Here is a 26,367-nt window from a genome sequence, read left to right as displayed (position 1 = left end):
GTTCGAATCCCTCTCTCTCCGCCATAATTCTTCTTCAGTAAGGCCCGTTGGTCAAGGGGTTAAGACACCTCCCTTTCACGGAGGTAACAGGGGTTCGAATCCCCTACGGGTCATTATTATTTTCAAACTATAAACTGAGATGACAAACTCATCACTTCAAAAAAAGAGTTGATTTTCATATCGAGTTTATGGTAAGATCATAAATGTGTTGTTCGGAGGCTTAGCTCAGCTGGGAGAGCATCTGCCTTACAAGCAGAGGGTCGGGGGTTCGATCCCCTCAGCCTCCACCATATAATTTTCTAATGACGCGGGGTGGAGCAGCCCGGTAGCTCGTCGGGCTCATAACCCGAAGGCCGCAGGTTCAAATCCTGCCCCCGCAATTGTAACTTTCCTAACCGAAAGTGATCTGGAACCGTGGTGTAGTTGGCCTAACATGCCTGCCTGTCACGCAGGAGATCGCGGGTTCGAATCCCGTCGGTTCCGCCATTTAATTCTTAACATGAGGCAAGTTGTTCACTACATCTGCTGTATGGCACTGATGCCCTGGATAAAGTGTAGCGACTCAAGCTTAAACTTTATTATGGCTCGGTAGCTCAGTCGGTAGAGCAGAGGACTGAAAATCCTCGTGTCGGCGGTTCGATTCCGTCCCGAGCCACCTTGATAGAAAACTTAATATGCCGGTGTAGCTCAACTGGTAGAGCAACTGACTTGTAATCAGTAGGTTGGGGGTTCAAGTCCTCTCGCCGGCACCATGTAATCCTGGAGGATTAGCGAAGTGGCCAAACGCATCAGACTGTAAATCTGCTCCCGTACGGGTTCGGTGGTTCGAATCCATCATCCTCCACCAGTTTTTAGGGGCATAGTTTAAAGGTAGAACAACGGTCTCCAAAACCGTTGGTGTGGGTTCAATTCCTGCTGCCCCTGCCAATTAATTTTAATAGTAGTTTCTATATGGCGATCGTGGCGAAGTGGTTAACGCACCGGTTTGTGGATCCGGCATTCGGGGGTTCAATTCCCCTCGATCGCCCCTTTGTTATCTAATGGGGATTAGCCAAGCGGTAAGGCAACGGACTTTGACTCCGTCATGCATAGGTTCAAATCCTATATCCCCAGCCATTATGCGGAAGTGGCTCAGCGGTAGAGCATCGCCTTGCCAAGGCGAGGGTCGCGGGTTCGATTCCCGTCTTCCGCTCCATAATAAGGCGCCATAGCCAAGTGGTAAGGCACAGCTCTGCAAAAGCTTTATCCCCAGTTCGAATCTGGGTGGCGCCTCCAGCATATTTTTATTATATGCTACAATCAAATAAGCCGGCGTGGCGGAATGGCAGACGCGCTCGACTCAAAATCGAGTGGGAAACCGTGGAGGTTCGAGTCCTCTCGCCGGTATTTATTTAAAGAGTTCATTAGAGTTTATCTCTAGTGAACTCTTTTTGTATTGAGTTTTAATACTCTACTCGTGATTTATATTCTCTCAGTAAATAAAGAAATGATACGTTAGGTACATGGCTTCATTTATGGCCTCTTCCATTTGATATATAAGTGGATCTTGTATTCTGTGTATTAAGTACTCTTTAAGAAGATTAGCATGATGACTCTTTAAAATAAAAATTCGGGGATATCAAACCGATTAAGGATATGATTCGTTTCTTATGATTGAACGCATTTATGCGACATTTTAATTTTTTTATTCTAGGGAGGAAAGCAATAATGAACAAATCAGCAAAATATTTATCCTTACTTTTGGTATTGGGGCTATGTTTAACATTGCCACAGTTGGCAGGTGCAGAAGCATCGGCTCACCATCACATGACGGGAACAACAGACAAAAAGGACGTAAAGCCATCGTCCAAGCAAACGACGGGTTCTACAGCTAACCAAACGACGGGTTCTACAGCTAACCAAACGACCAAGCCATCTAAACCAACTAAGCCAGCCAAACCGAAGAAATCAGCGCCTGCGACTACAGATAAGAAAAAGTCTACAAAGAAGAAGAGTGATACGTCCAAATCTTCTAAAGATACTAAAAAACCTGCGGGTACCCAAGTAGAGAAAAGCAAAACGTATGTAATTGAAATTTCTGATTTTGCATTTCAAACTGCAGAGCTGAAGATCAAAGTTGGTGATCGTGTTGAATTTGTGAATAAGGATCAAGTTGAGCACTCCGTTGTTGCAGAAGACGATTCTTTCGATACAGGACTAATAGGCGAGGGAGAGAAGTCAGTGGTTACGTTTAAAAAGGCGGGCGAGATCAATTATCACTGTGGGCCTCATCCAAGTATGAAAGGGGTAATTAAAGTTCTCTCCAAGTAGTCCTGTGATTGAAATTGCTCGACCTGACAGGAGAGGGGAAGACTTTTGAATGCAGGAGTATTCCGATTACCAGCTAATTCTGCTGATTAAACAAAAAAAGCAAGAAGCATTATCAGAACTATATGACCGTTATGCTTCTCTCATATACTCATTCGCCTGGAAGGCTCTTCAACAGGAGGACGGTGCTCGGGAAGTGGTGCAGTCCGTTTTTGTCAGGATATGGACAACAGAGGCCGAATATGACCCCAACAAGGGTCATTGCAGGAACTGGATCATCACGATCACACGTCATTTAGCTATCGATTGGCTACGTAAGCAACGAAGTCTGTCGAGCCAGGTGGTGTCTTATTATACATCTGAGAAGCTGGAGAGAGTTGCAGAGCTTGCTGAACTATCGGTCGAAAGCCAGGTTGAAAAACAAATGTTGAAGGAGCAGATTAAAGGAATGCGTGCATTCCTGTCTCAGCAGCAACTTCAATTGCTCGAACATTTTTATTGGCAGGGATACAGCTTGAGTGAGTTAGCTGCACACTATCAGGAGCCTTTGGGCACAGTTAAAAGCCGACTGCACCAGACACTGAAAATACTGCGTAAGCATTTGCTTGCGGGAGGGGAAGAGTGGTAATGTCGTCAATAACCGTCTGCTCATACATGCTGGAATATCTATCGGATCCATGCTCAGAGGAGGGCAAAGCTTTCGAAAGGCATCTTGCTGATTGTGCGTCATGTAAGCTTGAATTAGAACAATTACGGCTAGGTTGGGAGGCGATTCCAACACATATGGAGCAAGTGAAGTTGCCATCTGATTTAAAACAACAGGTGATGGAAGCCGCATGGGGGAAAAGCAACGAATCCTTTGCGCCAGATCTTATTGAACATAAAAGGAGTAGCAGATTCAAGCGGTTTACGAAGCGCTATAACAATCCAAAAGTGAATCTTGTAGCAGCATCTGTACTTATCCTTCTTGGTGCTAGTTTGATAGGAAATGTAGTTTTAATTCAAGAGCGCATCGAGCAACCTGTAACGCTAATGAATTCGATGGATTTGCCTGCTTCTGAAATACAAAAGGTTATGAAGTTGGAGTCGCTCACCTCTGGAACGAGTTATGGAGTAGCTTGTATTGTAGGCACTGGCAAAGATCAGCAGTTTGTCGTCTACCTGTTCAACCCTCCACAGACGCAGAAGAATGAGGTTTACCAGGTATGGTTGAACAAGGATCAGGCGTACCATAACGCAGGCAAGCTGAGAGTAGAAAATCAGATGGGGCTTGCTGTGCTCGCAATTCCTATGGGCAACCAGGCATGGGCCTATGATTCCATTGCGATTACGTTGGAACCTGATTCTACGGGACTTGTCCCGCGTGGTCCGCAGATGTTTCGTTCAAGTTAACAGGTCAGATAAGCCGGGGAGAAGAGATTGTTGTAAATCCGTGTACCATTGAGCGCCATAGTGTTAAACAACACAGGAGAGGGCTTTCCCCTTCTGTGTTGTTTTTACGTTTGAAGATAAGTAACATAAAGGTTGACGTACAAATTGATTCAATATATTGTAGATATATTAAGTCTATAATATGAAAGGACGTGAAGAAGCTGACGACTCAACCGAGTACAGCGAATGCAGAACTATTATTTGACCTGGGTGTATGGGAAGAAGCGTGGAAGAACCGCCCGAGAAGTTCAAGATATAAGCAAAAAAGTGCCCCTTTTGATACAGAGGAAGCATTCGAACGTTGGGCCCGGAATTATCATGCCCAGTCTTTTACAGAGGAAGGCAAGAACCGCTCGGCACGCATAATGGGCTGGATTGAAAATCAGGGTGTAACGTTTGAAGGAGCCTCGGTGCTGGACGTGGGTGCGGCCTCTGGTATATTTACGATTCCTTTTGCAGAAAAGGGAGCCAGGGTTACTGCAGTTGAGCCTTCTGCTTTGCTTGTCTCGTTAATGCAGGAAACCATTCCTGCTGAACTGAAGAATAACATTACGATTGTATCCGAGCGATTTGAAGAAATCTCTATATCGAATAAAGGCTGGGAGAAACAATATGATATCGTTTTTGCCTCGATGTGCCCCGCGATGTCTGATTGGGAAACGATTGAGCAAGCTATACACTGTGCCCGAAAGTATGTTTACGTCAGTACGATTGCCGGTGCAAAAGAGCATACACTGATGGATGAGCTCAGGACAGTACTTGGCGTGGATGCTCCTTACAAGGCAGGGGACATGGCATACCTCCAGCAGTTGCTATACCTTAAGGGATATTCATATACAATGATTATTACGAGAGAAGTGAATGATTTTGAGATTCAGGTAGAAGAATTGATTCAACAGCTCCCTGAGTGGCTACACACCTATGAAATACCAACCGATGCGGTAGCGTTAAGTAAAGCTGAAACATATATTCGTGACACCTATACGAACGGCCTGATTCCCTTTTCTCGCGGAGCAAGATTTGGTAAAATGCTGATTCAGCTAGAACAAGCACATATGAAAACCGTGTCTGCAGTCAAAAAGTAGATATAAAACAAACTTGAATGTATCTTCAAGGTTTAACAAATATCCCTTTTCGATGGAGTTCTAATCTATCCTTTAACAGCCCGTTCGGGATGTTTCTTACACTCCCGGTATCTTCCGGGAGTCATACCCTCCCATTTTCGAAAAGAACGGATAAAATTTTGTGGATTGGTATAACGAAGCCGTTCAGCGATTTCTTTTACCGTCCAATCCCGTTCGTCCAGCCATCTTTTGGCGATATTCAGCCGGTACCTCGTCAAATACTCACTAAATGAAGCGCCAGTTTCCTTACGAAAAACGCTGCTTAAATAGTTAGCATTGTAATGAAGCCGCATTGCACATTCTTCCAGGGTTAAATCTTTGTCGTAATCTTGCTGGATTATAGCGATCACTTTCTCTGAAATGTGCTGAGACTGTACGACCTGCCTTTCTTTAAAAATTTGAATGACAGGCAGGATCACCTGATGGCTGAACCAATGCTCCACCTCAGTAGCGGATTGTAAAACTTGAAGTTCTTGGAAAAGGGAACGGTGGCTCTGACTGATCTGGGCAAGTCGAATGCCAGAGTCCTGTGCAAGCTTCAAGATATGTGTTAACAGCCGCATGAGGGCATATTGATACTCTTCTGGAGTGCACTCCAGTGAAAATAGAGTCTCTAACAGTTCAGTCAACTGTTGGGTAGCAACACTCTCGTCTGCTTGCTGAATAGATTGAAGCAACGAATACTCTATTGCCTCTGGATAGGTCATGGCCCATGCAGCTGAAGCCAAATCATGTTGCTTATATTGTACGATAATGCCTGTCCCAAGCCGCATCCGATGTTTAAGCGCATCTATAGCTTCGTTGTATGCCCGTGGAATATGACTCATGAATGGATGTGGCTGACTTAGACCGATACTGACCTTCAAATCCAAAACCTCACCGATCTGTTGCTGTAATCGTTCTGTTAATCTTGAGATATGCTCCGAGAACAGCAGTAGATCTCCCTCCGTACTGCCAATCACGGTTACAACATGTTGTTCCAATACAATAGGAAGTAGTTGCTGATCAGGCTGAAGCGTTTCTTCAAGCATGTTCTGGATGGCAAATAAGAGCAGAGAGCGATCCTCCATTCTATATTTAGAGTGTTTTATTAGTTCAGGCTGTAGTGCTACGACGGCAATTTGTTGCCACATAGAAGGATGTGTAACATATCCCTGTTCTCGTAATGTGCTGTGTAATGTTTTAAAGCTGGTTTTGCCTTGAAGTAACTGCATCATAGTATAGGTACGTATTTGGTTCTGATGCTGACTTAAAGTGGATTCCAGTTGAGAGTGTGCATCAGATAACTGAGAAACGCCCATTCGAATTTGTTCCAGTTCATCAGGTTTATTCACAGACTGATGTGGTACCACGGAATGCCCTTTGTGAATGATATTATCGCCTAATTGAGTAAGAATACGTCTGATGGGAGCGAGCATTCGTTGGGAGCCCAGCCACGCGAGTAGCAGCGAAAGCAAGAGTATGGCCATGCTGATATATAACGTATGGAATCCGATTCTAATATAGTCTTGAGTTAATGTATTCTCGGGAGAGATGAGAATATATGTCCATCCTTTTAATGTAGAGGGACTATAAGTTAACGAATAATCTGCATTGGCAAGCTGCACTTCACGCTCAGCATAAGCGTCAGAGTACATTACAGGTGGTAACGTCTGAATATGTTTTCCGTTCTTCCGATCAAGCAGGCCTATCGCAGACAAAGGTTGTCCAATATAGGATGCATTCGGGTGAGCAATAACACGTTGTTCCCGATTTATAATGATCAAACCGGCGCCTGAGGCTTCAGTTGTCGGGGATTGCGCCAGCGGATTTTGCATATAACATGCTGGAATTCCAGCGATTAGTGCTGCATTGGACGATGCACTTGCATCGGGAATCGTTCTTGCGAGCGTAATATGATAAATACAGCCTTTATCTGAAAGACGTTGGCCTGAGATTCTCTGCTCGTCATCATCTTCGTTACTAAATATGGTTGAGGGTGCGAGTTGCCATCCCGAGGCCAGTGTATCCGCAATTAGATCTTTCATGGGCAGTGATAACGGGAAGCGAGTGTTGGCGTATAAGCCAGCATGATTAATAAGCCAATCCTTGGATTGGTTGACCAAAATAATATCAAGCAGAGGTTCCCATGACTTCATATGCTGGAACTCTGTCTGCAGATCGCCCGCTTGTAACTTGCCGACTCGCCCCAGTGAATTAGAGTCCGCAAGAGAACGAAGTGTAATTGGAGAGCGCACCGCTTGGTCTAGCATGTAACTAACCGTAGCGAGTTTGTGCTCTACATTGGACTGGATCTGTTCGAGAAGCTGTTGATTCGCTTGTGTCCGGTGCAGTTCTGTCTGGTTAGAAGAATAAATAAAAGCAGCAATTCCCGTGAGCAGAATTGGCACTGTACTTAACAGAAGTCCGAAGATAATCATTTTATGGAGATAGCTTAGTGATCGCACGTGTCCACCCCTTGATGGAAAATAGATTTCATTACTTCTTTATTTTAGTAAACGCTTTCAATTAGAACAATCTAATTTTTGTTTATTTGGATAAAAAAGTAATTACAGAAACGAAATCGTGTAATCCACGTACGTATAGAGATAACGGCTTTTTCATATTAGAAGGTGGGGCTTCCGTGAGATGTTTACGTTATAAGGGTAATAACAGGTATCCGAAGTGCGATGTTTTGGCGAGAATACCCTGAGTCCTGCCCGCAGACAGTCCAAGGTCCAAGCAGATCCCCGACCTGAGTCTAGGATCAAAAACCGTCCGCAGTCTGTTTTGAAAAGTTGTTGAATCCCCTAGAATAAGGACATAAGGTTAAACAAGAAACACGGAAACAAAAACAAGCAAGTATTCAACAAACGGATTAAACGATGCATTGAACAGAAACACGAATGAAGCTAAACACAGCACGAGTGTGCTGAGCACATCAGGAATGAAGTTCAAAAACAAAAAAGTAAAATCGGGAAGGGCGGTGAACAACAATTATGAGAATAAACAAGGGAAATGGCTGGGCGATTGTGTTGATTGTACTTGGTGCTCTGATTCTCTTCGGAAAGTTAACACCATTGCTTGGACATCTGATGGGTTACCTGATTCCGGTCTTGATGATTGCACTAGGGTATTACGGAATTAAAAGAGGAAATGTAACGCTCGGATGGATCGTTCTGATCATCGGTATCGTATCTCTGATGGGCAAACTGGCTTGGCTGATCGGGCCGATTATCGCAATCGGATTGATTATCTTCGGTATCTCGATGCTGAGCAACAATCGCAATTCACGTCGCCGTTATTAAGAATTTTCACGATAAACTAAAAGGAGGGACAGAACATAATGAGTGTATTTCGTCGAATGCGGGATATCACCGTAGCTAGTCTGAACGAACATCTGGAGCAAAGTCAGGACCCCGTTAAACTGATTGATCAGTTCCTGGTCTCGACCCGTCAAGACATAGGAGAAGCCGAGAAGCTTCGACACCAGTATGCGAGTCATACAAGACAAATGAAACAGCAGGCAGATCAAGCCGCCGCTATGGTTAACAAACGAGAGGAACAGGCATCTATGGCTTTGAAAGCCGGAGAGGAACATCTCGCCAAGCTGGCTCTGCAGGAGAAAATTCTCCATGAGGAAAAAATGGATCAATACACTGAATTGTACACACAAAGCGCTGCTGCACTGCAGGAACTCGATGAACAGATCAATCAGTTGAAGGCAGAGTATCAGAATGTGTATAGCAAACGCCAATATTACTACGCTCGAATGCAAACCATTCAGTTGCAACAACGAATGAATCAACGTGGAAACTACAGTGGTCAAAATGTACCCGGTATGTTTAACAAGCTTGATGACCAAGTCTCCGATCTCGAATATGAGGCACAGAGTCTTCGGGAAATCCGGCGAATGGGTCAGGATGGTTCCGGCTTATCCGGTAACATGTCATCCTCTGCACTGGACAAAGAGCTGGAGCGCTTGAAGCAAAAGCTCAATAACGATAAAAAGGAGTAGTAAAATGAATAAATTATACCGCTCAACGCGCAACCGTATGCTGACAGGTTTGATCGGCGGCATATCTGAAAATCTAGGATTAAGTACCACGCTGCTACGGATCATTTTCTTCATCAGTATCTTCGCAACGGGTGGTACATCTCTATTCATCTACTTCATCGCAGCATTGGTTGTACCTAAGGAACCTAACTACGCAGATCCGTACGTATATGGTCCCGATCACAGTAGAGGTTACAAGTAAACGAAAGGAGCAAGCACATGAGCAAACTATACCGCTCAACGCGTGACCGAATGATGACCGGTCTAATCGGCGGCATATCCGAGGCAATTGGAATGGATTCTACGCTATTACGGATCATCTTCGTCATCAGTATCTTTGCAACCGGGGGCACGACGTTGTTAATCTACTTCATCGCCGCTCTCGTCGTACCAAAAGAGCCTTTCCCACCATATGATCCATATGGTTACGGCCCGGGGGCTGGCAGAGGTTATGGTGGTTATGACCATCAGCCTCCAAGAGATCCTTTTAACAGCAACCCTAATCAACCGGGTCCCGGCTTTGGCCCTGGTCCAGGATACAACAGCAGACCGCATTCCGGCCCGCGTTCCTATGATAACAACACTTATGGCGCAGGAAGCCAGCACGAAAGTGAACTGGATTCCATGATGAAAGATATTGAGAAGAAGGCATTGAAAAAAGAAGTTGAAGAGCTTCGCCAAAAATTATCTCGTTACGAGAAGGGAGAAAAGTAAAATGGGAGTATTTAAACGGATTAAGGATATGACGAAGGCATCTGTAAATGATATGTTGGATAAAGTGGAAGATCCGATTGTAATGTTGAACCAGTACTTGCGTGATATGGAGGCCGAAATTCATGAGGCTGAGGTGACTGTTGCTAAACAAATGGCTAACGAGCGCCGCATGAAGCAACGTCTGGATGAAGCAGAACGTACTTCGGTACAACGTGAGTCCCAAGCTGAAGCTGCTCTGTCGAATGGTCAGGAAGAAGTAGCACGCAAATTGCTGGAAGAGAAAATTTATTTTGATCAAAAAATTGAGGAATACCGTGAACTGCACGCTCAATCTGAAGCACAAGCGAAAGATCTGTTGCAACAGTTGCATGATATGAAAGATGAATTCTACAAAATGCGCAACAAACGTAATGAGCTTGTATCCCGTGCACAGATGGCTAAAGCTAAGAAACAAATGTCTTCGATCAACAGCTTGCATTCCATTGAGAGCGGAAGCGCATCCCTTGGATTCCACCGCATGGAAGAGAAAATCATGCAACTTGAAGCTGAGGCAGATGTAGCTCGTGCACCATACCGCAATACTGGAGCTTCCTACACCAATCCGGTTGATCTGGAGAAACAATTCAAAGTGGATCAACAATTGCAGGCTCTGAAAAACAAAATGGGCAATGGTTCCAAGAACGAAGCGATCGATACTTCTAAAGAATAACTGTTCGCATGCTGGACAATATGATATTCTATAGATCGTGTAGCCTATACGATTCGTAGAACAAAAGTTAAGCCATACAGGACTTCATTGCCTGCTATGGCTTTTCCGTCGAATGAAGAAAATCCAGATCGTAGATGAACTTACAGAGGAGGTGCGGCAGAAATGAGTAAAAAAAGTCACTGGATTGCAGTCATTATTATTGTGGTTGGTTTTCTAATGCTCTTTAACCGGAATATGAACCTGCTGACGGCTGCCGCACTTATTCTGTTAACGGTTGGAATGCTTCAGATTCGAAAAGGAGAAACCAAAAAAGGGTATCGTTATCTTGGTGTTGGTGCAGCCCTGCTATTGCTAGATAACTTGATGATTGTCTTTATAATTGTACTCGCATCATTAGCTTATTTTTATTCCAAGAACAAAAAGATTCATCTACATGATGATGTCATGAAAAAACAAAATTTTATGGCCCGTTATTACTGGGATCAGTCCTCCTGGAGGCTGCGCAGTATGAGTCTATGGCATGCCATTGGCGAGGTCAATGCGGATCTGTCCCTCTCTATTCCTGAGGAAAAGCAAACGATTGTGCTGTTGCAAGGCGTTATGGGCAATGTACGTCTAACGCTGCCTGAGGATTACGGAGTTGAGATTGAGGCGTCGGTGCTATTTGGCCGAATTAATCTGTTAGGCGAGCAGGATAGCGGCATGATGAATCAATTGGTATGGAGAACTCCTGGATATGAATCCAGTGAATATAAAGTGAAATTTGTTATTTCGTATATTGTTGGCGACTTAAATATTCATAATCCGTAGTACTAGGAAATGGATGAAAAAAAGGAGGAGGTCCCGGATGAAGGATAGAAAACATACCGATATGGTTACCCGAAGTATGCGTGAAGGGATCCTCCTTGTTTTCATTGTGTTTGCTGTTATTTTATATGTATTGTATACATATGGTTATCTGGCTCCATTTGCAGGCTGGCGTCATCTTATTCAATCCGGGCTGGCTCTGTTGTTACTTCTGATCGGAATTGGGGCAGTATTTGGATTTTACCAGAGTTATAGGGTGAAAAGGCGGCTAGAATTGTTGACGGAAACCTTGTTGCAATGGGAAAAAGGTTCACTCTCCCGTACGGTACCCGACCTCGGTCAGGATGATGTCGGCCGGCTTAGTGAACAACTGGGTCGCATCGGTAAAAAGTGGGAGGATCAGGTGTCTTCCCTCCAGCGGTTGTCCACGAACAATGCACAGCTGGCCGAACAGGCCAGAATTACAGCCATTGTAGAGGAGAGACAACGGCTTGCAAGGGAATTGCATGATGCGGTATCACAGCAGCTATTTGCGATCTCAATGACAGCAACGGCGGTAGGCCGGAAGATGGAGAAGGATTTTGAACGGGCACAGCGGCAGGTTGCTTTAATTGAAGAAATGGCTTCCGTGGCTCAGTCCGAGATGAGGGCTTTGTTGTTGCATCTTCGGCCAGTCTATCTGGAGGGAAAACAGTTGGAGCAAGGTCTGCGTGATCTGGTGATGGAACTCAAAACCAAAGTACCGATGGAGATCGTGCTGGAGATGGACGAGGATATTCATCTGGTTAAAGGAATCGAGAACCATTTATTCCGGATCGTGCAAGAAGCGATGTCGAATACGTTGCGTCATGCAAAAGCGGAGAAAATGGAGATCAGATTGCAACGCCGAATGGATGCGGTTCGTGTACTGATTCGAGACGACGGGCAGGGCTTCGATCTGGATGAACAGAAGCAGGCCTCCTATGGTTTGGCGAATATGCGTGAACGGGTTACGGAGATTGGGGGAGCCATCCAATTTGTGACGGCACCTGGCAAAGGAACACGGATTGAGATTACCATCCCTCTGATGAACGATGAAAGCGAGGTAGAACATGTCAATGGAACCGGAAGTCGAAACGGAGACGGAAACGTCGATCAGAGTGTTGCTCGTGGATGATCATGAGATGGTGCGGATAGGTCTTGCCGCGGTTCTTGATACGGAAGACGGCATTGAAGTAATCGGTGAAGCCGGAAGCGGAGAGGAAGGCATCAGACTTGCACAGGAGTATAAGCCGGACGTTGTGCTGATGGACCTTGTCATGGAAGGTATGGATGGCATTGAAGCGACACGTCAGGTACTCAAAATGAATCCGGAATGCAAAGTCATTGTGCTGACCAGTTATCTGGACGATGAGAAAATGTATCCGGTCATTGAAGCAGGAGCATTCAGCTATCTGCTGAAAACGTCCAGAGCCAATGAGGTAGCTGATGCGATTCGTGCCGCTGCCCGCGGGCAATCTGTTCTGGAGTCACAGGTAGCATCCAAGATGATGAATCGGTTCAGACAGCCGCAAGCGGCAGCACCTTTACATGAAGAGTTAACCGATCGGGAGATGGATGTTCTGCGTTTGCTGGCGCAAGGCAAGTCCAATCAGGATATTGCGGACGAACTGATCATCGGTATTAAGACGGTTAAGTTCCATGTAACCAACCTGCTGGCGAAGCTGGATGTGGATGACCGGACACAGGCCGCGATTTATGCCTATAAGAATGGATTAGCCGAGTAAGATGATGATGCAACCGTGCATCCGTAAGGTATGTATCTGAACAAAAAGAAATATGAACAGAAAGCTCGTTCTGCCCTAACGTGGTGGAGGGGCTTTTTTTGTGCATCCATAGTGAGTTTCGTAAAAAGGTATAGGTCAAGCCGGAAGAGGGCATGCTGTTGATAGATTCATAGATTGGCAGAGCGAATGGGGGAATTCACTTGGTAAAACGTTGGATGAATACAGGGGTCATTGCCATAGCCATTATAATTTTAATCGGAGTTACACAGGTATATGCAGCGAATGTAGAAGTAGAAACGAAAGGTTCTGGTACCGAAGTGGCAGAACTGGAGCAACTATTACATACAGCAGATGCAGTTATCAAACATGCAGATCAATGGGTGATCAAATGGCAAGTCGCAGGCCACGGAGATGCTCGTATGCAAGCTATGAAGCTGGCAGCAGATCTGGGACTTGAAGCTCCCGTTCAGGATGTTCAAACCGGACATGATGTATATCGAAGCGAGGGGAAAGTTGGCGTTTCTGAATCTCCAATAGGGTTGTTGCTTAATGTAGCGAGTACAGAACAGGATGAATATTATGTGATCGTGCAGCTGGCAGGAAGAGCAAAACTGGATCGTCAGGCATTGCTTGCATTACATGGTCAGGTGGCAGAGGCAATGACTGAACACGACTTGAACGAAGCAAGCTGGAATATGTCCGTACAGGGCAAGTTAAGTGAGATGAATGAAGGGAATGACATAACATCTACTATAGATGCATCAAGTCCGGTTCAGGCTGGTGCAGAGATAAAGGCCAGTGAACAGTTAGCGGCGCTCGAAGCCAAGCTCTCTGATGAACTGGAAATGATAGCAGTTGAGCGTTATGAGGATGGAGCTACAGCCAGTGTTTCGTATCAGGCGACAGAGTTACCTTTGGAGATTATGAGCGGCTCACACCTATTAAATATGCAGCTTGCGGTACATCAAGTCAGTGGACAGAATGATGCGCGTGTTACTGTCGGTTTTCCAGTGATCACGATTGAATATTAAATGATGGAGGTAATGATATTATAGCTGAATCCTTGCAGGTGATATGCTAAAATATCATCACATCCAAGTTGGGACTTGCTGGTAATTGTTATTTGGTTTGTTGAGATCGACTGAACTGAACACTATTACATAGCTCGGGAAGCAGATAAGAAGGTCTTCCCGGAGGAAAGAGGAGCCTATGGACAATAAACAGATGCAAAATGAAGTACAGACACCAGGTGCAGTGTTTTTCATTTTTGGAGCAACGGGAGATTTGGCCCGCCGGAAGTTGTTTCCGGCCATCTACAGTTTATATCGTGAAGGCAAGCTTGCTGATGACTTTGCGGTTATTGGCGTAGCCAGACGTCCGAGGTCACAGGAACAGTTCCGGGACGATCTTCTTGAATCTATCCAAGAGTTCTGCCGTTACCGGGCAGGGGATTCGCAGGAGTGGAACGCTTTTGCCGAGCATTTTGAATACAAATCACTGGACATCAACAACGTGGACGGGTTCCGGGAACTGCGGGAGCAGACCGAACAGCTGGAATCCAAATTCAAAACACCGGGAAATCGGTTGTTCTATCTGGCACTGGCTCCTGAGTTGTTTGGCAGTGTGTCGTACAGTTTAAGAGATGGCGGCATGCTGGAGAGCAGTGGATGGAATCGTCTGGTGATTGAGAAGCCGTTCGGATATGATCTGCCATCGGCCGAGAAGCTGAATGAACAGATCCGCGAGGTGTTCAAGGAAGAGGAAATTTATCGGATTGACCACTATTTGGGCAAGGAAATGGTGCAAAATATTGAAGTGATTCGCTTCGGGAACGCCTTCTTCGAACCGCTCTGGAACAATAAACACATCGCCAATGTTCAGATTACACTAGGTGAGACAGTTGGTGTAGAGGAGCGTGGAGGATATTATGATCATTCCGGTGCACTCCGTGATATGGGTCAGAATCATATGTTGCAGATGCTGACGATGATTGCGATGGAGCCGCCAAGCCGTCTGTTCCCGGAGGATATCCGGGATGAGAAGGTGAAGGTGCTCCGTTCGTTGCGTGAGTTTACGTCGGATGAAGATGTGCGTAACAACGTTGTACGTGCTCAGTATTCAGAAGGAGAGTCCCGAGGCAAACAGCTTCCGGGCTACCGTCAGGAAGACAAGGTTGAACCGGAGTCCAATACGGAGACGTATTTTGCAGCACGCGTATTTGTAGATAATTTTCGCTGGGCTGGTGTGCCGTTCTACATTCGGACAGGCAAACGTCTGCCGGTGAAAACAACAGAAATTGTGGTTGAATTCAAATCGATGCCGAATAACGTATACCTCGGTAAAAAATATAAGCTGGAGCCGAATCTGCTTGTGATTCGGGTAAATCCGATGGAAGGCATTTATATTAAAATTAATGCCAAAAAGCCAGGCTCTGATTCCGAGATTCAGCCCCTGGCGATGGACTTCTGTCAGAGCTGCATGATCGGAATCAACTCGCCCGAAGCTTATGAGCGTTTGCTGCATGATGCAGCAGAAGGCGATTCCACGTACTTCACCCGCTGGGATGAGGTGGCGACCGCATGGTCTTTTGTCGACCGAATCGCGGCTGCTTGGGGCCGTAATCAGGGTGAATTGCACACGTATCCGGCAGGAACATGGGGCCCGGAGGAGACAGCGAAGTTGCTGGAGCAGGATGGTTTCCACTGGTGGCCGGTGAATGGGCAGGATGAGGATAGCGTCATTTGGCATGTGAACAGTTAAGCTCATGAGGGAATCGACCATAAAGGAATTTAAAGGTTATTAAGGGATAACACGAATGTTCAGGTGGTTTTCCATCGGAATGCTCTGTGTAACTCCCTTTAGTTCAACTATCTGTGTTTGAAAAGGGCCTTGAAAGATCGCATGAGAGATGCGGTCTTTCAGGCTTTTTTCTGTTGATAGTGAATCGAAGTCACGGACATAGAAGTAGATCCAAAGAGGTTCCACCAAAAGGAAATAAATAATTTAAATTAAGTTATTGACAAAAAGTAAGTGAATAACTTATACTCAACACATGAGTTAAAGAGTTAAGCAAAAGACCTGCTGCGTTCGGTCAAAAAAAATGATATATAAATCCGACGCAGAGGAACATTCATGAGATAAAAGGTAAACCAGTTGAAGGGGTTTGCGGGCAGACAGTATCATGAAAAAATTTTCGCATAATATCTTTAATCTAAGAATACTATTTTGTATATATCGAATGGAGGAAAAGAAAATGATGTTGGATGTAGGGTTGTTGTTGATTCGTTTGGTGATTGGTTTGTCGTTCATGGCGCACGGGGCACAGAAGCTGTTTGGATGGTTCGGGGGTTACGGCATCAAAGGTACAGGCGGTTGGTTTGAATCGATGGGCATGAAACCTGGTGCACTCGTTGCTTTGCTGGCAGGACTTGCAGAGTTCGGCGGCGGATTATTGCTGGCGCTGGGTCTGCTGACACCGGTAGGTGGCATCCTGATCGCACTGACTATGGTGATTGCCATCGTTAAAGTACACGGTGCTAACGGTTACTGGTCTACACAGAACGGATTCGAGTATAACCTCGCCATCCTTGTGGTGGGCGTAGCTCTGGCTCTGACAGGCGGCGGGCAATATGCGCTGGATGCACTGATTTTCTAAAATCGAATGATCTGTAAGACATGAGAGGAACCCGGATGCCAGTTACATGGCGGAAGGGTTCTTTTTTTTGCGAAGAAAAGTGTTGAATTGGTGGAACGTAATCGGTTATTTTCGGCACAGATTATGGTACAATAGGAGAGTTGAATTGAGAACGAGGGAAAAAGCATGAATGGAAGCACCGATCTGAAAGGATGAACTCCATTGTAAATGTGTAAAATGAATTTATCGTGTACCTCTGATGATGAGGATGACATGCGAGTTTATAATCAACCGGCTTAGCCGGGTGGCATAAAGTTTTAGATTTTACAACTACGTTTGAAAGTTTACCAAGTGACTCTATGGACGACCGGCGCTGGCCGGATTAACGTGAATGAACGGATGAAAGGGATAGACGCTATGAGCAAAGCTGCAAATAACATTCTTCAAAAGGAAGTGGACAAACGCCGCACGTTTGCCATTATCTCTCACCCCGATGCGGGTAAAACGACATTGACCGAGAAGCTACTGTTGTTCGGGGGCGCGATTCGCCTTGCAGGAACGGTTAAAGCCCGGAAAGCAAGCAAACACGCGACAAGTGACTGGATGGAAATCGAGAAACAGCGGGGGATCTCGGTTACGTCCTCTGTCATGCAGTTCGATTATCTGGATCATCGGGTTAACATTTTGGATACACCAGGTCACCAAGACTTCAGTGAGGACACGTATCGTACACTGACAGCTGCCGACAGCGCGGTGATGTTGATTGACGTGGCAAAAGGTGTCGAGGCACAGACGATCAAATTGTTCCAGGTATGTGCGAAGCGTGGCATTCCGATCTTTACGTTTATCAACAAACTGGACCGTGAGGGACAAAGTCCGTTTGACCTGATGGAAGAACTGGAAAACGTATTGGGTATTCGCTCCGTCCCTATGAACTGGCCGATCGGTACAGGCCGTGATCTGTGCGGTGTGTATGACCGGATGAAAAATCAGGTGGAGCTGTTCCAAGGCGACGATCATTCGACGATCAAAGTGCAAAAAGTTGACGGATACAAAGATCCGATTATCCGTGAGATGGCGGGTGAGTACCTGCATGATCAGTTATGTCAGGAGCTTGAGCTTCTGGATGTAGCAGGTGACCCGTTTGATATGGAAAAAGTACAGAAGGGTGAACTGACACCGATTTTCTTCGGTAGTGCCATCAACAATTTTGGTGTGCAGACGTTCCTTGAGAATTTCCTGGAGCTTGCTCCGAAGCCGGAACCACGCCGCAGTACCGCTGGCGAAATTGAACCAACGAATGAGAAGTTCACGGGTTATGTATTCAAAATTCAGGCGAATATGAACCCTGCACACCGCGACCGGATCGCGTTCTTGCGTATTGTGTCCGGTAAGTTCGAGCGCGGCATGAGCGTGAAGCATAATCGTGTGGGCAAGGAAATTAAGCTGTCCCAGCCGCAGCAATTTCTGGCACAGGATCGGGATATCGTCGAAGAGGCTTATGCTGGCGACATCATCGGTCTGTTCGATCCGGGTATCTTCCGGATTGGTGATTCGCTGAGTCAGGGCAGTGAAGTGGTATTTGATGAATTGCCAACGTTCTCGCCAGAGATTTTTGCCAAAGTGACGGTTAAAAATGCCCTGAAACACAAACAGTATCAAAAAGGGATCGATCAGCTTACGGAGGAAGGTACCATTCAGGTATTTAACACGGTGAGCTTTGATGAGACCATTCTGGGCGTAGTCGGTCAGCTCCAGTTCGAGGTATTCGAATACCGGATGAAGGGTGAATATGGGGTAGATGTGCAGTTGCAACGGATGCAGTATCAGTTTGCCCGCTGGATCGTGGACGAGAACTTAGACCCGAGCAAATTCCGGATTAACTCTGCCCTGGTAAAAGATAAAAAGGGCAATTACGTTGTACTTTTCGAAAATGAATATGCGATGAGAACGGCGATCGATAAAAATCCGACAGCGAAGTTCCTTGAAACTGCCCCTTAATGTTATCTTGATATAATGAAATCCCTCCGCCGGGTGGTGGAGGGATTTTTTGCTTCACCTTACCTATAGGCAGAATTTATCCTGCCGGGTTAGGGGAGCTTTTTTTTGCAGACAGAACAAACGGTTTGATGGTTCCCTTCACCCGTCAGTGCTTCGATTATCGAAGCGGTTGTACGGGAATGGTGTGCAGATGCTCCTGCGCGATCTGAATCAGTTCCTCCTGCTTGGCAGGCTCTGTGTTCTTCCAGATCATCTCGAAAATGGCGCCAAGTCCAGGCAACGCTGCTTCGGGTCCGTCTACTGAACCTTCGATCATCTCCCGGAGCTGGTCATCACTTTTGTCATGAACCTTATGAACAATCGCTTCACGCAGGCTTAATGTAATGGGCATCGCAATTCCCTCCTCGGTTTATTCGGCTGCTGTATTACTGTTCCCTGTGGAGGGTGAGCGCATTCAAGTTTTTCCGTCTTTGTGGTATACTACGAAGGATTATTTACGTTGGCATCGTACCAGAACTGGTGCGTCTTGCCGTAATGCAGCGGGAGGTTAAATACCCTGATGGCGAAGAAACAATATGCTGTAATCGGTATGGGACGATTCGGATCAAGTATAGCGAATGCACTGAGCGGCATGGGATTTGACGTGCTGGCGATTGACGCGAACGAGCAGCGGACGCAGGAGATGTCCAATGTGGTAACCCATGCAGTATCGGCAGACTCAACGGATGAAGAAGCGCTGAGAGCGCTGGGGATACGTAATTTTGATGTTGTTGTTGTAGCGATTGGTGAAGATATACAAGCGAGTATATTGACTACTTTGATATTGAAGGATATGGGTGTGCCCGTGCTAATTGTAAAAGCTCAAAATGAGTTACATGGCAAGGTGTTGCAGAAGATTGGTGCGGACAAAGTCATTTACCCGGAAAGGGATATGGGTCTGCGTGTAGCGCATCACTTAACATCACCCAACATTCTGGACTATATTGAATTATCCGAGGATTACAGCATTTTGGAGATCAGAGCATCCGAACAGATGATTGGCAAAAACCTGCTGGAGCTGAACATTCGGGCACGCTTTGGTTGCAACGTCATGGCAATTAAGAGCGGGGGTTCAATGAACATCTCCCCTTATGCCGAGGATCGGATTGTAGATGGAGATGTGCTGGTTATTGTCGGACACAAGGATCATCTGACCAAGCTGGAGCTGGCCTATCCAAAATGATTAAGGAATAATAATGAGCCCGAAAATGGGAAGGATGGAACGATGGATATTGTATCACCGCAAAATACACGTGTAAAAGAGTGGGCACAGTTGCTGGAGAAAAAGCATCGAACCCGTCAACATAAATATATAATCGAAGGCATTCATCTCGTACAGGAAGCGCTATGTGCCGGAGCTGATCTGGAGTGTATCGTGTACGACGGTGAGCAAGGAGTGCCTGTAGAGCTGGCAGGACTGGAGAATCCACTGAAGCGAGTCGAGTGGGTCAGTGTGTCTCCTGCCGTGATCGCCAAATGTACGGATACGATGACCCCTCAGCCGGTATTTGCAATCGTGCGAAAAAGCAAAGAGCCGCTACAAAGTCTGATTGCAGAGCCGCAAGGTTTGGTGGTTGTGCTTGACAATGTGCAAGATCCAGGAAATGTGGGCACGATCATTCGCAGTGCGGATGCTGCCGGAGCCGCAGGTGTCGTTCTTGGCGCTGGTTGTGCGGATGTGTACAATCCGAAGACGATTCGATCAACGATGGGCTCTTTGTTCCATTTGCCCATTGTGGAGGGAGAATTGCAGACGTTGCTTCCTGAGGCAAAAGCCGCAGGTGTGAGGCTGGTTAGCACTTCTTTGCAGGCAGAGCATTCGTGCTACAGTTATGATTTTACCCAGCCGGTGTGGCTTGTCATTGGCAATGAAGGCAAGGGCATCTCAGATACCACAGCACAGCTCGTAGATGACGCAATTACGATTCCGATGCAAGGACAAGCGGAGTCGCTTAACGCCGCGATGGCAGCAACGATATTGTTGTTTGAAGCGATGCGGCAGCGGATGGGTTGAAATAGTACCTACCCTTATTATCCACCCCTATTACCTCCACCAATTGAATGGAGACTGGAAAAAGTGAGGGTTTTCCCTCAGCAGATTTCAGTCTTTTTGGTGATGATGTGAAACATTGAATGACCTATTCCACCTTCAATATGAAGTGTCTGGAATAGGTTTTATTTTTATTCAGGATTGAATTCACCAAATTAAATCGAACGATATCATAGACCAAAACCAATATATAGTATCAGCAGAAAGGGGGATGGGAAATGAGTGAAGAGAATGAGTACATAACATTGGTGAAACTGACCTTGGCTGGAGACCATGAAGCTTATGGAGAGTTATATGAGAAGACGGTAACGGATGTGTATCGTACGGTTCGTTTTCTAGTGCATGATGCGGCGGATGCCGAGGATCTGGTGCAGGAGATTTATATTCAGGCTTATCGATCCCTGGCACGATATGATACTGGACGTGCTTTTCGGCCATGGTTAATGGGGGTTAGCATGCGACAGGTCAAGAGTTATCGACGCAGGAAAATGATGCAGTTTCGCTTCAAGCAACGGATTGAACAGATGGATACCGATACGGGCATGGAAGTTGATTTCTCGTCCCAACTAATCCATAGATTGGCCAATCGTCCCTTACTGACGCAAGTACAGCGTCTGCCTTACAAGTTGCAACAGGTGGTTACATTACACTATTTGAACGAGTATACCCAGGAAGAAGTCGCTGACATTTTAGATATCCCGCTGGGGACGGTCAAATCTCGAATCCATGCGGCACTTACCAAGCTGAGACAGCAGCAACAACTGCACTCCGAATTTGCGAGAAAGGTGGACAATGCCAATGAAATTGGATGAACAGTTACGGTCGGCATATCAGGAGGAAACGAAAGATTGGATTATCTCGGCTCGTGTCAAACATAACGTACTCCATGACGTTCGAAAAAAATCGTCTCTCCTAACTCGCGGCAGAAAATGGTGGGTTACTGCATTGCTCGCGGCCGTACTTATTATCCCTACAGGAGCTTACGCAGGGTATACCTATCTGGCTGACAGTATATACAGCTCGCCACATAACATCACTGCCTTAGGAGGCACTGTAGCGGATTATGAGCGATTGGAAGCAAAGCTGCAACAGGCACAGGCTCATTTTACGGAAAGTGAATTCGTATTATATATGGGACTGCTCAAACAATTTGCACAGATGGCATTGACCCATGCTGATGCCCAGGGGAAAATGAATCCGGATAGCTGGAGTAAGGAGGAGCAGGAAAAATACAAGCAGATCACGGCAAAGTTGCAACCCTTTTTTAATAAAATGGAAGGGTTAGAGAATAATTCGTCAACAGCTATACCTGTTTCACCGAGACTTATGGACGAGGATGAATTTTGGGCGGAACAGTTTACCAAGGCAGAAAAGTTATTTACGAAGGAAGAATATGCCGATTTTAGATCTGTATATGAACAGATGAAGACGTACAAGACGACAGTGGAAGACACGGACGGAAGCTATCACATGGATCGGTTATCCAATGAACAGCGGGCTGAACTGGATCAATTAACAGAACGTATGAGTGTGTATTTGGAAAAGATCGGGCTGCATGTGCGCTGATTATGCTAGCTATTCTTTTTCCGTCCGTCCCATCTCATGGCTACCTCTCATCCTCAACCGATATTGGTGTGGTGTGGTGCCGGTGGTTTTACGAAATACTTTGCAAAAATAAGAGGGGCTAGACATGCCGACACGGTGGCCGATCTCTGGAACGGATAAAGATGTACGACCAAGCAGTACGCAGGCTTGACGAATACGGGTGGCCTGAGCATATGCAATAATGCTGGTGCCGGTCGCCTTTTTAAACACATGGGACAGGTGATAGGCAGAGAGATGCAACTCACTCGCAATGTGTTCTAAACGAAAAGGTTCCGCGTAGTGTTGCTCAATCCACTGCATGGTTGCTTGGGCGTGGGGATCGATGATTTCTGAATGACCTGTTGGTTGGTTTGACAAATACTGATCCGGGAGACGGGCTAGTGTGTTCCAGATGTGACGTAGTTGCGTCAGTACATCCAGTACAAAAAGACAAGCATCTTCAGCAAGCTCATGAGGTAATAACTCAGGGTATTGTTCGCCGAAATGTTCCATTCGCTGAATGAGTAGTGAATCCGGTAAGAGAAAGATCGGTTGAATAGAATGCTGCTCGTTGAGAAGGTGCTCGGTAAAATGATGCGTGGTTATGAAGTGTGGCCAATAGGCGTGTAGTAACTCTAACTCCACCATAAGCACCGTGCGTACAAATGGGTGTGCTTCGGATACCTGAATTTGCACATGGTGCATCTGAAAGGGGCGGAAAATCATAAGTGTACCCGGTTCAAGCGGAAATACCTGTCCCTCGGTAATCAACTGCCCGTAACCGTCATGAATATATGTTAATTCAAGCTGTGAATGAGCATGAAAAACCTCACGAAAGGTTGCACGGGATGTACGGCGACATACCAGGCTGAATTGTCTATCACTTATATGTGGCATAGAAATCAGATGACCTCCCTTACCATCGCAAGATAGTTATATTTTATCACAGAATACATGCATAAAAGCGCTCTATTCTGAGGTATTGTGAAGAAACTAAGGGAGGGATAGAGTGATGATTAATGTAGCTATTATTGGTGCGGGTGCGATTAGTAATGCGCATATCTCTGCGTATATGAAGTTCCCGGAGCGGTGCCGGATTGTGGCAGTAGTCGATGTGTATATGGAAAAAGCGCAAAAACGAATTGAAGAATACGGACTACACGATGCTGTGGCAGTAGCGGATTATCATGAACTACTTCAAAACGATATTGATCTTGTATCGATCTGTACACCTCCATATACTCATGCTTCCATCGCGTGTGATTTCATGAAGGCCGGCAAGCATGTATTAGTTGAAAAACCGATGGCTTCTTCATTGGAGGAAGCGGACCAGATGCTGAAAGCAGCGCAGGATAGAGGCACACTGCTGTCGGTTATTGCCCAGAATCGATTTACCACTCCCATGATGAAGCTTAAAAGTGTACTGGATAGCCGGCATATGGGGCCAATTCTCCATGTTCAAGTGGACTCCTACTGGTGGCGGGGACATTCCTATTATGATCTGTGGTGGCGCGGGACCTGGGAAAAAGAAGGCGGCGGCTGTACGCTTAATCATGCGGTACATCATTTAGATGCCATGCTCTGGATGATGGGGGCGCCCATCGAAGTGCAGGCTATGATGGCCAATACGGCGCATGATAATGCCGAGGTGGAGGACATATCTATGGCGATGCTACGCTTCAGCCAAGGAGCAGTGGGCATGATTACAAGTTCCGTGGTACATCACGGAGAGGAGCAGCAGTTGATTTTTCAAGGAAAAGAAGCCCGCGTGTCCGTTCCCTGGAAAGTGGTCGCATCCACTTCGCAAAGTAATGGATTCCCCGAACCTAATCCGGATCTTGAACGTAAGCTTCAGCAGGAGTATGATGCATTGCCGGAAGTTATTCATTCAGGCCACGCCGGACAGGTTGAGAATGTGTTGGATGCTATAGAGTATGGGACATCGCTAGTTGTTGATGGGGAGAGCGGACGGAATACACTGGAGCTAATTGTTGGGATATATAAGTCTGCAAGTACGGGGGAGAAGGTGGTTTTTCCAATACCATCGGACGATACATTTTATTCCAGAGAGAGTATGATAAGGCATGTGGTTCACTTTTATGAGAAAAAGTCGTCTGTTGAAAATTTTGAGGATATAGGTATTACGCTTGGACGCCGATTGGATGAAGAGTAATCGTCTTATGTAAATCAAATCCCCTTTCGAGTAACCGAAGGGGATCTTTTCTTAAAAATGTTACTCTAGAAATTAGCTAAAAGGCATCCTTTAGTGATGATTTTACGATGATTTCGTAGACTACCTGTGTTTTATTATCAACCAGAAATGCGATCATACATACATCTTCCATATTTGATATACGATCATAGATTGAAATATCCTGATAAGTACCATCATTCATCTTTTTATAGTGATAATCGATGATCCCATTTCCTCTTACTCCAGATGATCCATATCGGCTTATAACATCGGTTATGGTGCTTTCACCCAATACGATTCCTTTTTTCGTAAGTCGTGAAACACCTGATTGAATGGAATCTTCTTCATATAAGTATGTTTTCCAGCCATCTAATTCTCCATTTTGGTTAAAATGAGCATTGAATAACGGATACATATCGTCATCAAAAATACTCTTCCCTGAAGAATTACCAAATTGTGCATCAATGGATTTTTTCGAGTCTCCAAATCTGAGTTCTGAATTATTGCCCTGAATAACCAAATTAAAATCTTCATCCGTCACAGGTTCTGTACTAAAATCAGGAATCACCTCAGGAGGTGTGTTCGCCATTTCAGGCAGAAGACCGAGGTCCGTAGGGATTTTTGGTCTTTGCTCAATGGTTAGTTTTCCATGTAAAGCAAGTTGGCGTATCCATTGAAGTGCCTCTGCCCTCGTAAGTGTACTTTCACCATCAAACTGTTGCGGAGAAGTTGCTTTGCTATTGGCTAATCCTTGTCCGATCAGGTAGGTGACCGCATATTGGCCAGTATAATGAACACCTTGGGATCCACTGATGATTTCGGCAACACGTAGTTTTGTGATCGGTTTCATTCTCATTGCAAAGTTGTTTGCTCCAATTGTCGGATGGTTGTATAGTTTAGCTGTTCTGTAGAGGCCTTCTGTCCAATTCTCACTGGGACGATACGCACTATTTGCACTTGCATTTGGAATAGCTAGACCCACTGCTCTGTAGAACATTTTAAGAAATTCAGCCTCTGTAATGACTTGGTCTGGTTTAAGGTTGGTATTCGTATATCCATTGATTATGTTACTGGAGATACCCCATTGAAATAAACGTTTAGCCCAGTGTTGATCCATATGCTTGATTGGTATTCCTTCCCACGTCCGAGCAGTTAATTTTTCACTGTACTGGTCTTGAATTACATATTCAGCTGTTACGGTTGTGGAACCTAATAATAATGCAGTTAAAATAGAGCAAGCGGCCATACGTTTAAGGCTTTTCAAGTTATGTACCTTCCTTTGTTGGAATTTATTGTAGCTATAATAATTTATCGGTTGCTTATCTTATGATGTAAAGAATAGGAATAAAATAGCAGAGGTGAAAGAGCGATGAACGCTCCTTACCTCTGCCATTATATTGGTGAGTTGGTACAATGAAACTTACAACCATTTCTCCGCCCATCGCTCGACAGCGCTTAACGCGCGCCCGAGTTCGCTTCCTTTGCGGGACAACATATATTCAGTCCGAACAGGACGTTCAGTAACGACATGCCGCACGACCAATCCCTCTTCTTCCAATTCCTTCATACGTTCATTCAATACACGTTTGCTCAGATCGGGAATATAAGCATGAATTTCACTGAAGCGTTTGGGTTCTTCCATCAACGCATGGATAATTAAAGCTACCCATTTTCGGCCAATGATCTGATAAGATTGTTCCACTTTTGAGCACATCTGTTTGGCATTCTCATCATCGTTCATAACTGTACTCCTTTGGTTTAGTATCCCTTGTACTATACTTAGTATACTTATTGTAACCTTCTTGTCCACAGGTCTTATGTATAAAATGTCACAATCCAATTGCTATTAAACTTACCACATAAAGCGTTAACATTCAACAAAACCCCTGTAAACACTGGAGTTCACAGGTTAGACACGAATGTTGACGAATTGTGACGACAGGTGTAATATGGGTAACGTTAATTCTTAAG

At 45.5% G+C, this 26,367-nt stretch carries 26 protein-coding genes and 13 tRNA genes; 34 read left to right on the top strand and 5 right to left on the bottom strand.

Annotation, left to right across the window (positions count from 1 at the left end; genetic code table 11):
- The first annotated feature begins 41 nt into the window (after positions 1–41).
- The 17 genes from H7T88_RS20060 (at position 42) to H7T88_RS19980 (ending at position 4,823) form a co-directional block, all read left to right on the top strand.
- Positions 42–113: transfer RNA gene (locus H7T88_RS20060), tRNA-Glu, on the top strand.
- Positions 114–214: 101 nt separating this feature from the next.
- Positions 215–290 (top strand) — tRNA-Val (locus H7T88_RS20055).
- A 16-nt stretch (positions 291–306) separates the two neighbouring features.
- Positions 307–380: transfer RNA gene (locus H7T88_RS20050), tRNA-Met, on the top strand.
- Positions 381–408: 28 nt separating this feature from the next.
- Positions 409–486: transfer RNA gene (locus tag H7T88_RS20045), tRNA-Asp, on the top strand.
- A 96-nt stretch (positions 487–582) separates the two neighbouring features.
- Positions 583–655: transfer RNA gene (locus H7T88_RS20040), tRNA-Phe, on the top strand.
- A 21-nt stretch (positions 656–676) separates the two neighbouring features.
- Positions 677–752: transfer RNA gene (locus H7T88_RS20035), tRNA-Thr, on the top strand.
- A gap of 9 nt (positions 753–761) precedes the next feature.
- Positions 762–847: transfer RNA gene (locus tag H7T88_RS20030), tRNA-Tyr, on the top strand.
- 6 nt (positions 848–853) lie between these two features.
- Positions 854–927: transfer RNA gene (locus tag H7T88_RS20025), tRNA-Trp, on the top strand.
- 27 nt (positions 928–954) lie between these two features.
- Positions 955–1,027: transfer RNA gene (locus tag H7T88_RS20020), tRNA-His, on the top strand.
- Between the two features lie 14 nt (positions 1,028–1,041).
- Positions 1,042–1,116, top strand: a tRNA-Gln gene (locus H7T88_RS20015).
- 4 nt (positions 1,117–1,120) lie between these two features.
- Positions 1,121–1,195: transfer RNA gene (locus H7T88_RS20010), tRNA-Gly, on the top strand.
- A 6-nt stretch (positions 1,196–1,201) separates the two neighbouring features.
- A tRNA-Cys gene (locus tag H7T88_RS20005) sits at positions 1,202–1,275 on the top strand.
- A gap of 32 nt (positions 1,276–1,307) precedes the next feature.
- Positions 1,308–1,386 (top strand) — tRNA-Leu (locus H7T88_RS20000).
- A 321-nt stretch (positions 1,387–1,707) separates the two neighbouring features.
- Positions 1,708–2,310, top strand: a complete 603-nt coding sequence (locus H7T88_RS19995) for a plastocyanin/azurin family copper-binding protein (protein ID WP_221789999.1) — start codon at positions 1,708–1,710, stop codon at positions 2,308–2,310.
- A 49-nt stretch (positions 2,311–2,359) separates the two neighbouring features.
- Complete coding sequence (locus H7T88_RS19990) at positions 2,360–2,935, top strand: RNA polymerase sigma factor (RefSeq protein WP_154891101.1); 576 nt, start codon at positions 2,360–2,362, stop codon at positions 2,933–2,935.
- 155 nt (positions 2,936–3,090) lie between these two features.
- Entirely contained in the window at positions 3,091–3,699 is a 609-nt protein-coding gene (locus tag H7T88_RS19985; protein WP_221789998.1) for an anti-sigma factor, read from the top strand.
- Between the two features lie 191 nt (positions 3,700–3,890).
- A complete protein-coding gene (locus H7T88_RS19980; protein ID WP_221789997.1) occupies positions 3,891–4,823 on the top strand; it encodes a class I SAM-dependent methyltransferase in 933 nt (310 codons plus the stop codon).
- A gap of 65 nt (positions 4,824–4,888) precedes the next feature.
- Here H7T88_RS19980 and H7T88_RS29060 read toward each other — a convergent pair whose 3' ends face one another.
- Positions 4,889–7,309, bottom strand: coding sequence for a helix-turn-helix domain-containing protein (locus tag H7T88_RS29060; RefSeq protein ID WP_221789996.1), 2,421 nt, complete (start codon positions 7,307–7,309; stop codon positions 4,889–4,891).
- 531 nt (positions 7,310–7,840) lie between these two features.
- On the opposite strand from H7T88_RS29060, the gene H7T88_RS19970 reads away from it, so the two are divergent.
- From H7T88_RS19970 to H7T88_RS19915, 12 genes are all read left to right on the top strand, one after another.
- Positions 7,841–8,149: a LiaF transmembrane domain-containing protein gene (locus tag H7T88_RS19970; protein WP_221789995.1), complete on the top strand. Its 309-nt coding sequence runs from the start codon at positions 7,841–7,843 to the stop codon at positions 8,147–8,149.
- Between the two features lie 38 nt (positions 8,150–8,187).
- On the top strand, positions 8,188–8,859 hold the full coding sequence (locus H7T88_RS19965) for a PspA/IM30 family protein (protein ID WP_123064746.1): 672 nt from the start codon (positions 8,188–8,190) through the stop codon (positions 8,857–8,859).
- A gap of 4 nt (positions 8,860–8,863) precedes the next feature.
- Positions 8,864–9,100: a PspC domain-containing protein gene (locus H7T88_RS19960; protein WP_090919706.1), complete on the top strand. Its 237-nt coding sequence runs from the start codon at positions 8,864–8,866 to the stop codon at positions 9,098–9,100.
- Between the two features lie 17 nt (positions 9,101–9,117).
- Positions 9,118–9,612, top strand: a complete 495-nt coding sequence (locus H7T88_RS19955) for a PspC domain-containing protein (RefSeq protein WP_154891096.1) — start codon at positions 9,118–9,120, stop codon at positions 9,610–9,612.
- A 1-nt stretch (position 9,613) separates the two neighbouring features.
- A complete protein-coding gene (locus tag H7T88_RS19950; RefSeq protein ID WP_090919700.1) occupies positions 9,614–10,321 on the top strand; it encodes a PspA/IM30 family protein in 708 nt (235 codons plus the stop codon).
- A 162-nt stretch (positions 10,322–10,483) separates the two neighbouring features.
- Positions 10,484–11,131, top strand: coding sequence for a cell wall-active antibiotics response protein LiaF (gene liaF / locus H7T88_RS19945; protein ID WP_090919697.1), 648 nt, complete (start codon positions 10,484–10,486; stop codon positions 11,129–11,131).
- Between the two features lie 37 nt (positions 11,132–11,168).
- On the top strand, positions 11,169–12,284 hold the full coding sequence (locus tag H7T88_RS19940; RefSeq protein ID WP_090919694.1) for a sensor histidine kinase: 1,116 nt from the start codon (positions 11,169–11,171) through the stop codon (positions 12,282–12,284).
- On the top strand, positions 12,226–12,894 hold the full coding sequence (locus tag H7T88_RS19935) for a response regulator transcription factor (protein ID WP_090919691.1): 669 nt from the start codon (positions 12,226–12,228) through the stop codon (positions 12,892–12,894). The genes H7T88_RS19940 and H7T88_RS19935 overlap by 59 nt, the downstream gene beginning before the upstream one ends.
- 200 nt (positions 12,895–13,094) lie before the next feature.
- A complete protein-coding gene (locus tag H7T88_RS19930) occupies positions 13,095–13,925 on the top strand; it encodes a YwmB family TATA-box binding protein (RefSeq protein ID WP_221789994.1) in 831 nt (276 codons plus the stop codon).
- A 178-nt stretch (positions 13,926–14,103) separates the two neighbouring features.
- Positions 14,104–15,654, top strand: coding sequence for a glucose-6-phosphate dehydrogenase (zwf, locus tag H7T88_RS19925; protein ID WP_221789993.1), 1,551 nt, complete (start codon positions 14,104–14,106; stop codon positions 15,652–15,654).
- A 496-nt stretch (positions 15,655–16,150) separates the two neighbouring features.
- Complete coding sequence (locus tag H7T88_RS19920; RefSeq protein ID WP_053783291.1) at positions 16,151–16,549, top strand: DoxX family protein; 399 nt, start codon at positions 16,151–16,153, stop codon at positions 16,547–16,549.
- Positions 16,550–16,945: 396 nt separating this feature from the next.
- Positions 16,946–18,529: a peptide chain release factor 3 gene (locus H7T88_RS19915; protein WP_090919682.1), complete on the top strand. Its 1,584-nt coding sequence runs from the start codon at positions 16,946–16,948 to the stop codon at positions 18,527–18,529.
- A 157-nt stretch (positions 18,530–18,686) separates the two neighbouring features.
- On the opposite strand, the gene sspI is transcribed toward H7T88_RS19915, so the two are convergent.
- Positions 18,687–18,920 carry a small acid-soluble spore protein SspI gene (gene sspI / locus H7T88_RS19910; RefSeq protein ID WP_036673259.1) on the bottom strand — a complete coding sequence of 78 codons (234 nt, stop codon included), beginning with the start codon at positions 18,918–18,920 and terminating at the stop codon, positions 18,687–18,689.
- Between the two features lie 168 nt (positions 18,921–19,088).
- On the opposite strand from sspI, the gene H7T88_RS19905 reads away from it, so the two are divergent.
- The 4 genes from H7T88_RS19905 (at position 19,089) to H7T88_RS19890 (ending at position 22,184) form a co-directional block, all read left to right on the top strand.
- Complete coding sequence (locus H7T88_RS19905) at positions 19,089–19,751, top strand: potassium channel family protein (protein ID WP_221789992.1); 663 nt, start codon at positions 19,089–19,091, stop codon at positions 19,749–19,751.
- Positions 19,752–19,793: 42 nt separating this feature from the next.
- Positions 19,794–20,582: a TrmH family RNA methyltransferase gene (locus H7T88_RS19900; protein WP_221789990.1), complete on the top strand. Its 789-nt coding sequence runs from the start codon at positions 19,794–19,796 to the stop codon at positions 20,580–20,582.
- A gap of 254 nt (positions 20,583–20,836) precedes the next feature.
- Positions 20,837–21,430, top strand: coding sequence for a sigma-70 family RNA polymerase sigma factor (locus tag H7T88_RS19895; RefSeq protein WP_221789989.1), 594 nt, complete (start codon positions 20,837–20,839; stop codon positions 21,428–21,430).
- Entirely contained in the window at positions 21,417–22,184 is a 768-nt protein-coding gene (locus H7T88_RS19890; RefSeq protein ID WP_221789988.1) for a DUF3600 domain-containing protein, read from the top strand. Before H7T88_RS19895 ends, H7T88_RS19890 begins: the two co-directional genes overlap by 14 nt.
- 9 nt (positions 22,185–22,193) lie before the next feature.
- On the opposite strand, the gene H7T88_RS19885 is transcribed toward H7T88_RS19890, so the two are convergent.
- A complete protein-coding gene (locus tag H7T88_RS19885; protein WP_221789987.1) occupies positions 22,194–23,099 on the bottom strand; it encodes an AraC family transcriptional regulator in 906 nt (301 codons plus the stop codon).
- 115 nt (positions 23,100–23,214) lie between these two features.
- Between H7T88_RS19885 and H7T88_RS19880 the strand changes: the two genes are divergently transcribed.
- The gene (locus tag H7T88_RS19880; protein ID WP_221789986.1) at positions 23,215–24,375 is read left to right on the top strand and encodes a Gfo/Idh/MocA family protein; all 1,161 of its coding nucleotides are present in this window, start codon (positions 23,215–23,217) and stop codon (positions 24,373–24,375) included.
- A 76-nt stretch (positions 24,376–24,451) separates the two neighbouring features.
- Here H7T88_RS19880 and H7T88_RS19875 read toward each other — a convergent pair whose 3' ends face one another.
- Both H7T88_RS19875 and H7T88_RS19870 read right to left on the bottom strand, forming a co-directional pair.
- Positions 24,452–25,660 carry an S-layer homology domain-containing protein gene (locus tag H7T88_RS19875; RefSeq protein WP_221789985.1) on the bottom strand — a complete coding sequence of 403 codons (1,209 nt, stop codon included), beginning with the start codon at positions 25,658–25,660 and terminating at the stop codon, positions 24,452–24,454.
- A gap of 156 nt (positions 25,661–25,816) precedes the next feature.
- The gene (locus H7T88_RS19870) at positions 25,817–26,137 is read right to left on the bottom strand and encodes a winged helix-turn-helix transcriptional regulator (RefSeq protein ID WP_090919666.1); all 321 of its coding nucleotides are present in this window, start codon (positions 26,135–26,137) and stop codon (positions 25,817–25,819) included.
- Positions 26,138–26,367 lie beyond the last annotated feature (230 nt).

The sequence above is a fragment of the Paenibacillus cucumis (ex Kampfer et al. 2016) genome (assembly GCF_019748695.1).
GTDB classification, from domain to species: domain Bacteria; phylum Bacillota; class Bacilli; order Paenibacillales; family Paenibacillaceae; genus Paenibacillus; species Paenibacillus polysaccharolyticus.
The sequence above is the reverse complement of the archived record's forward strand: the minus strand, read 5'-3'. Positions and strand labels throughout refer to the sequence as shown.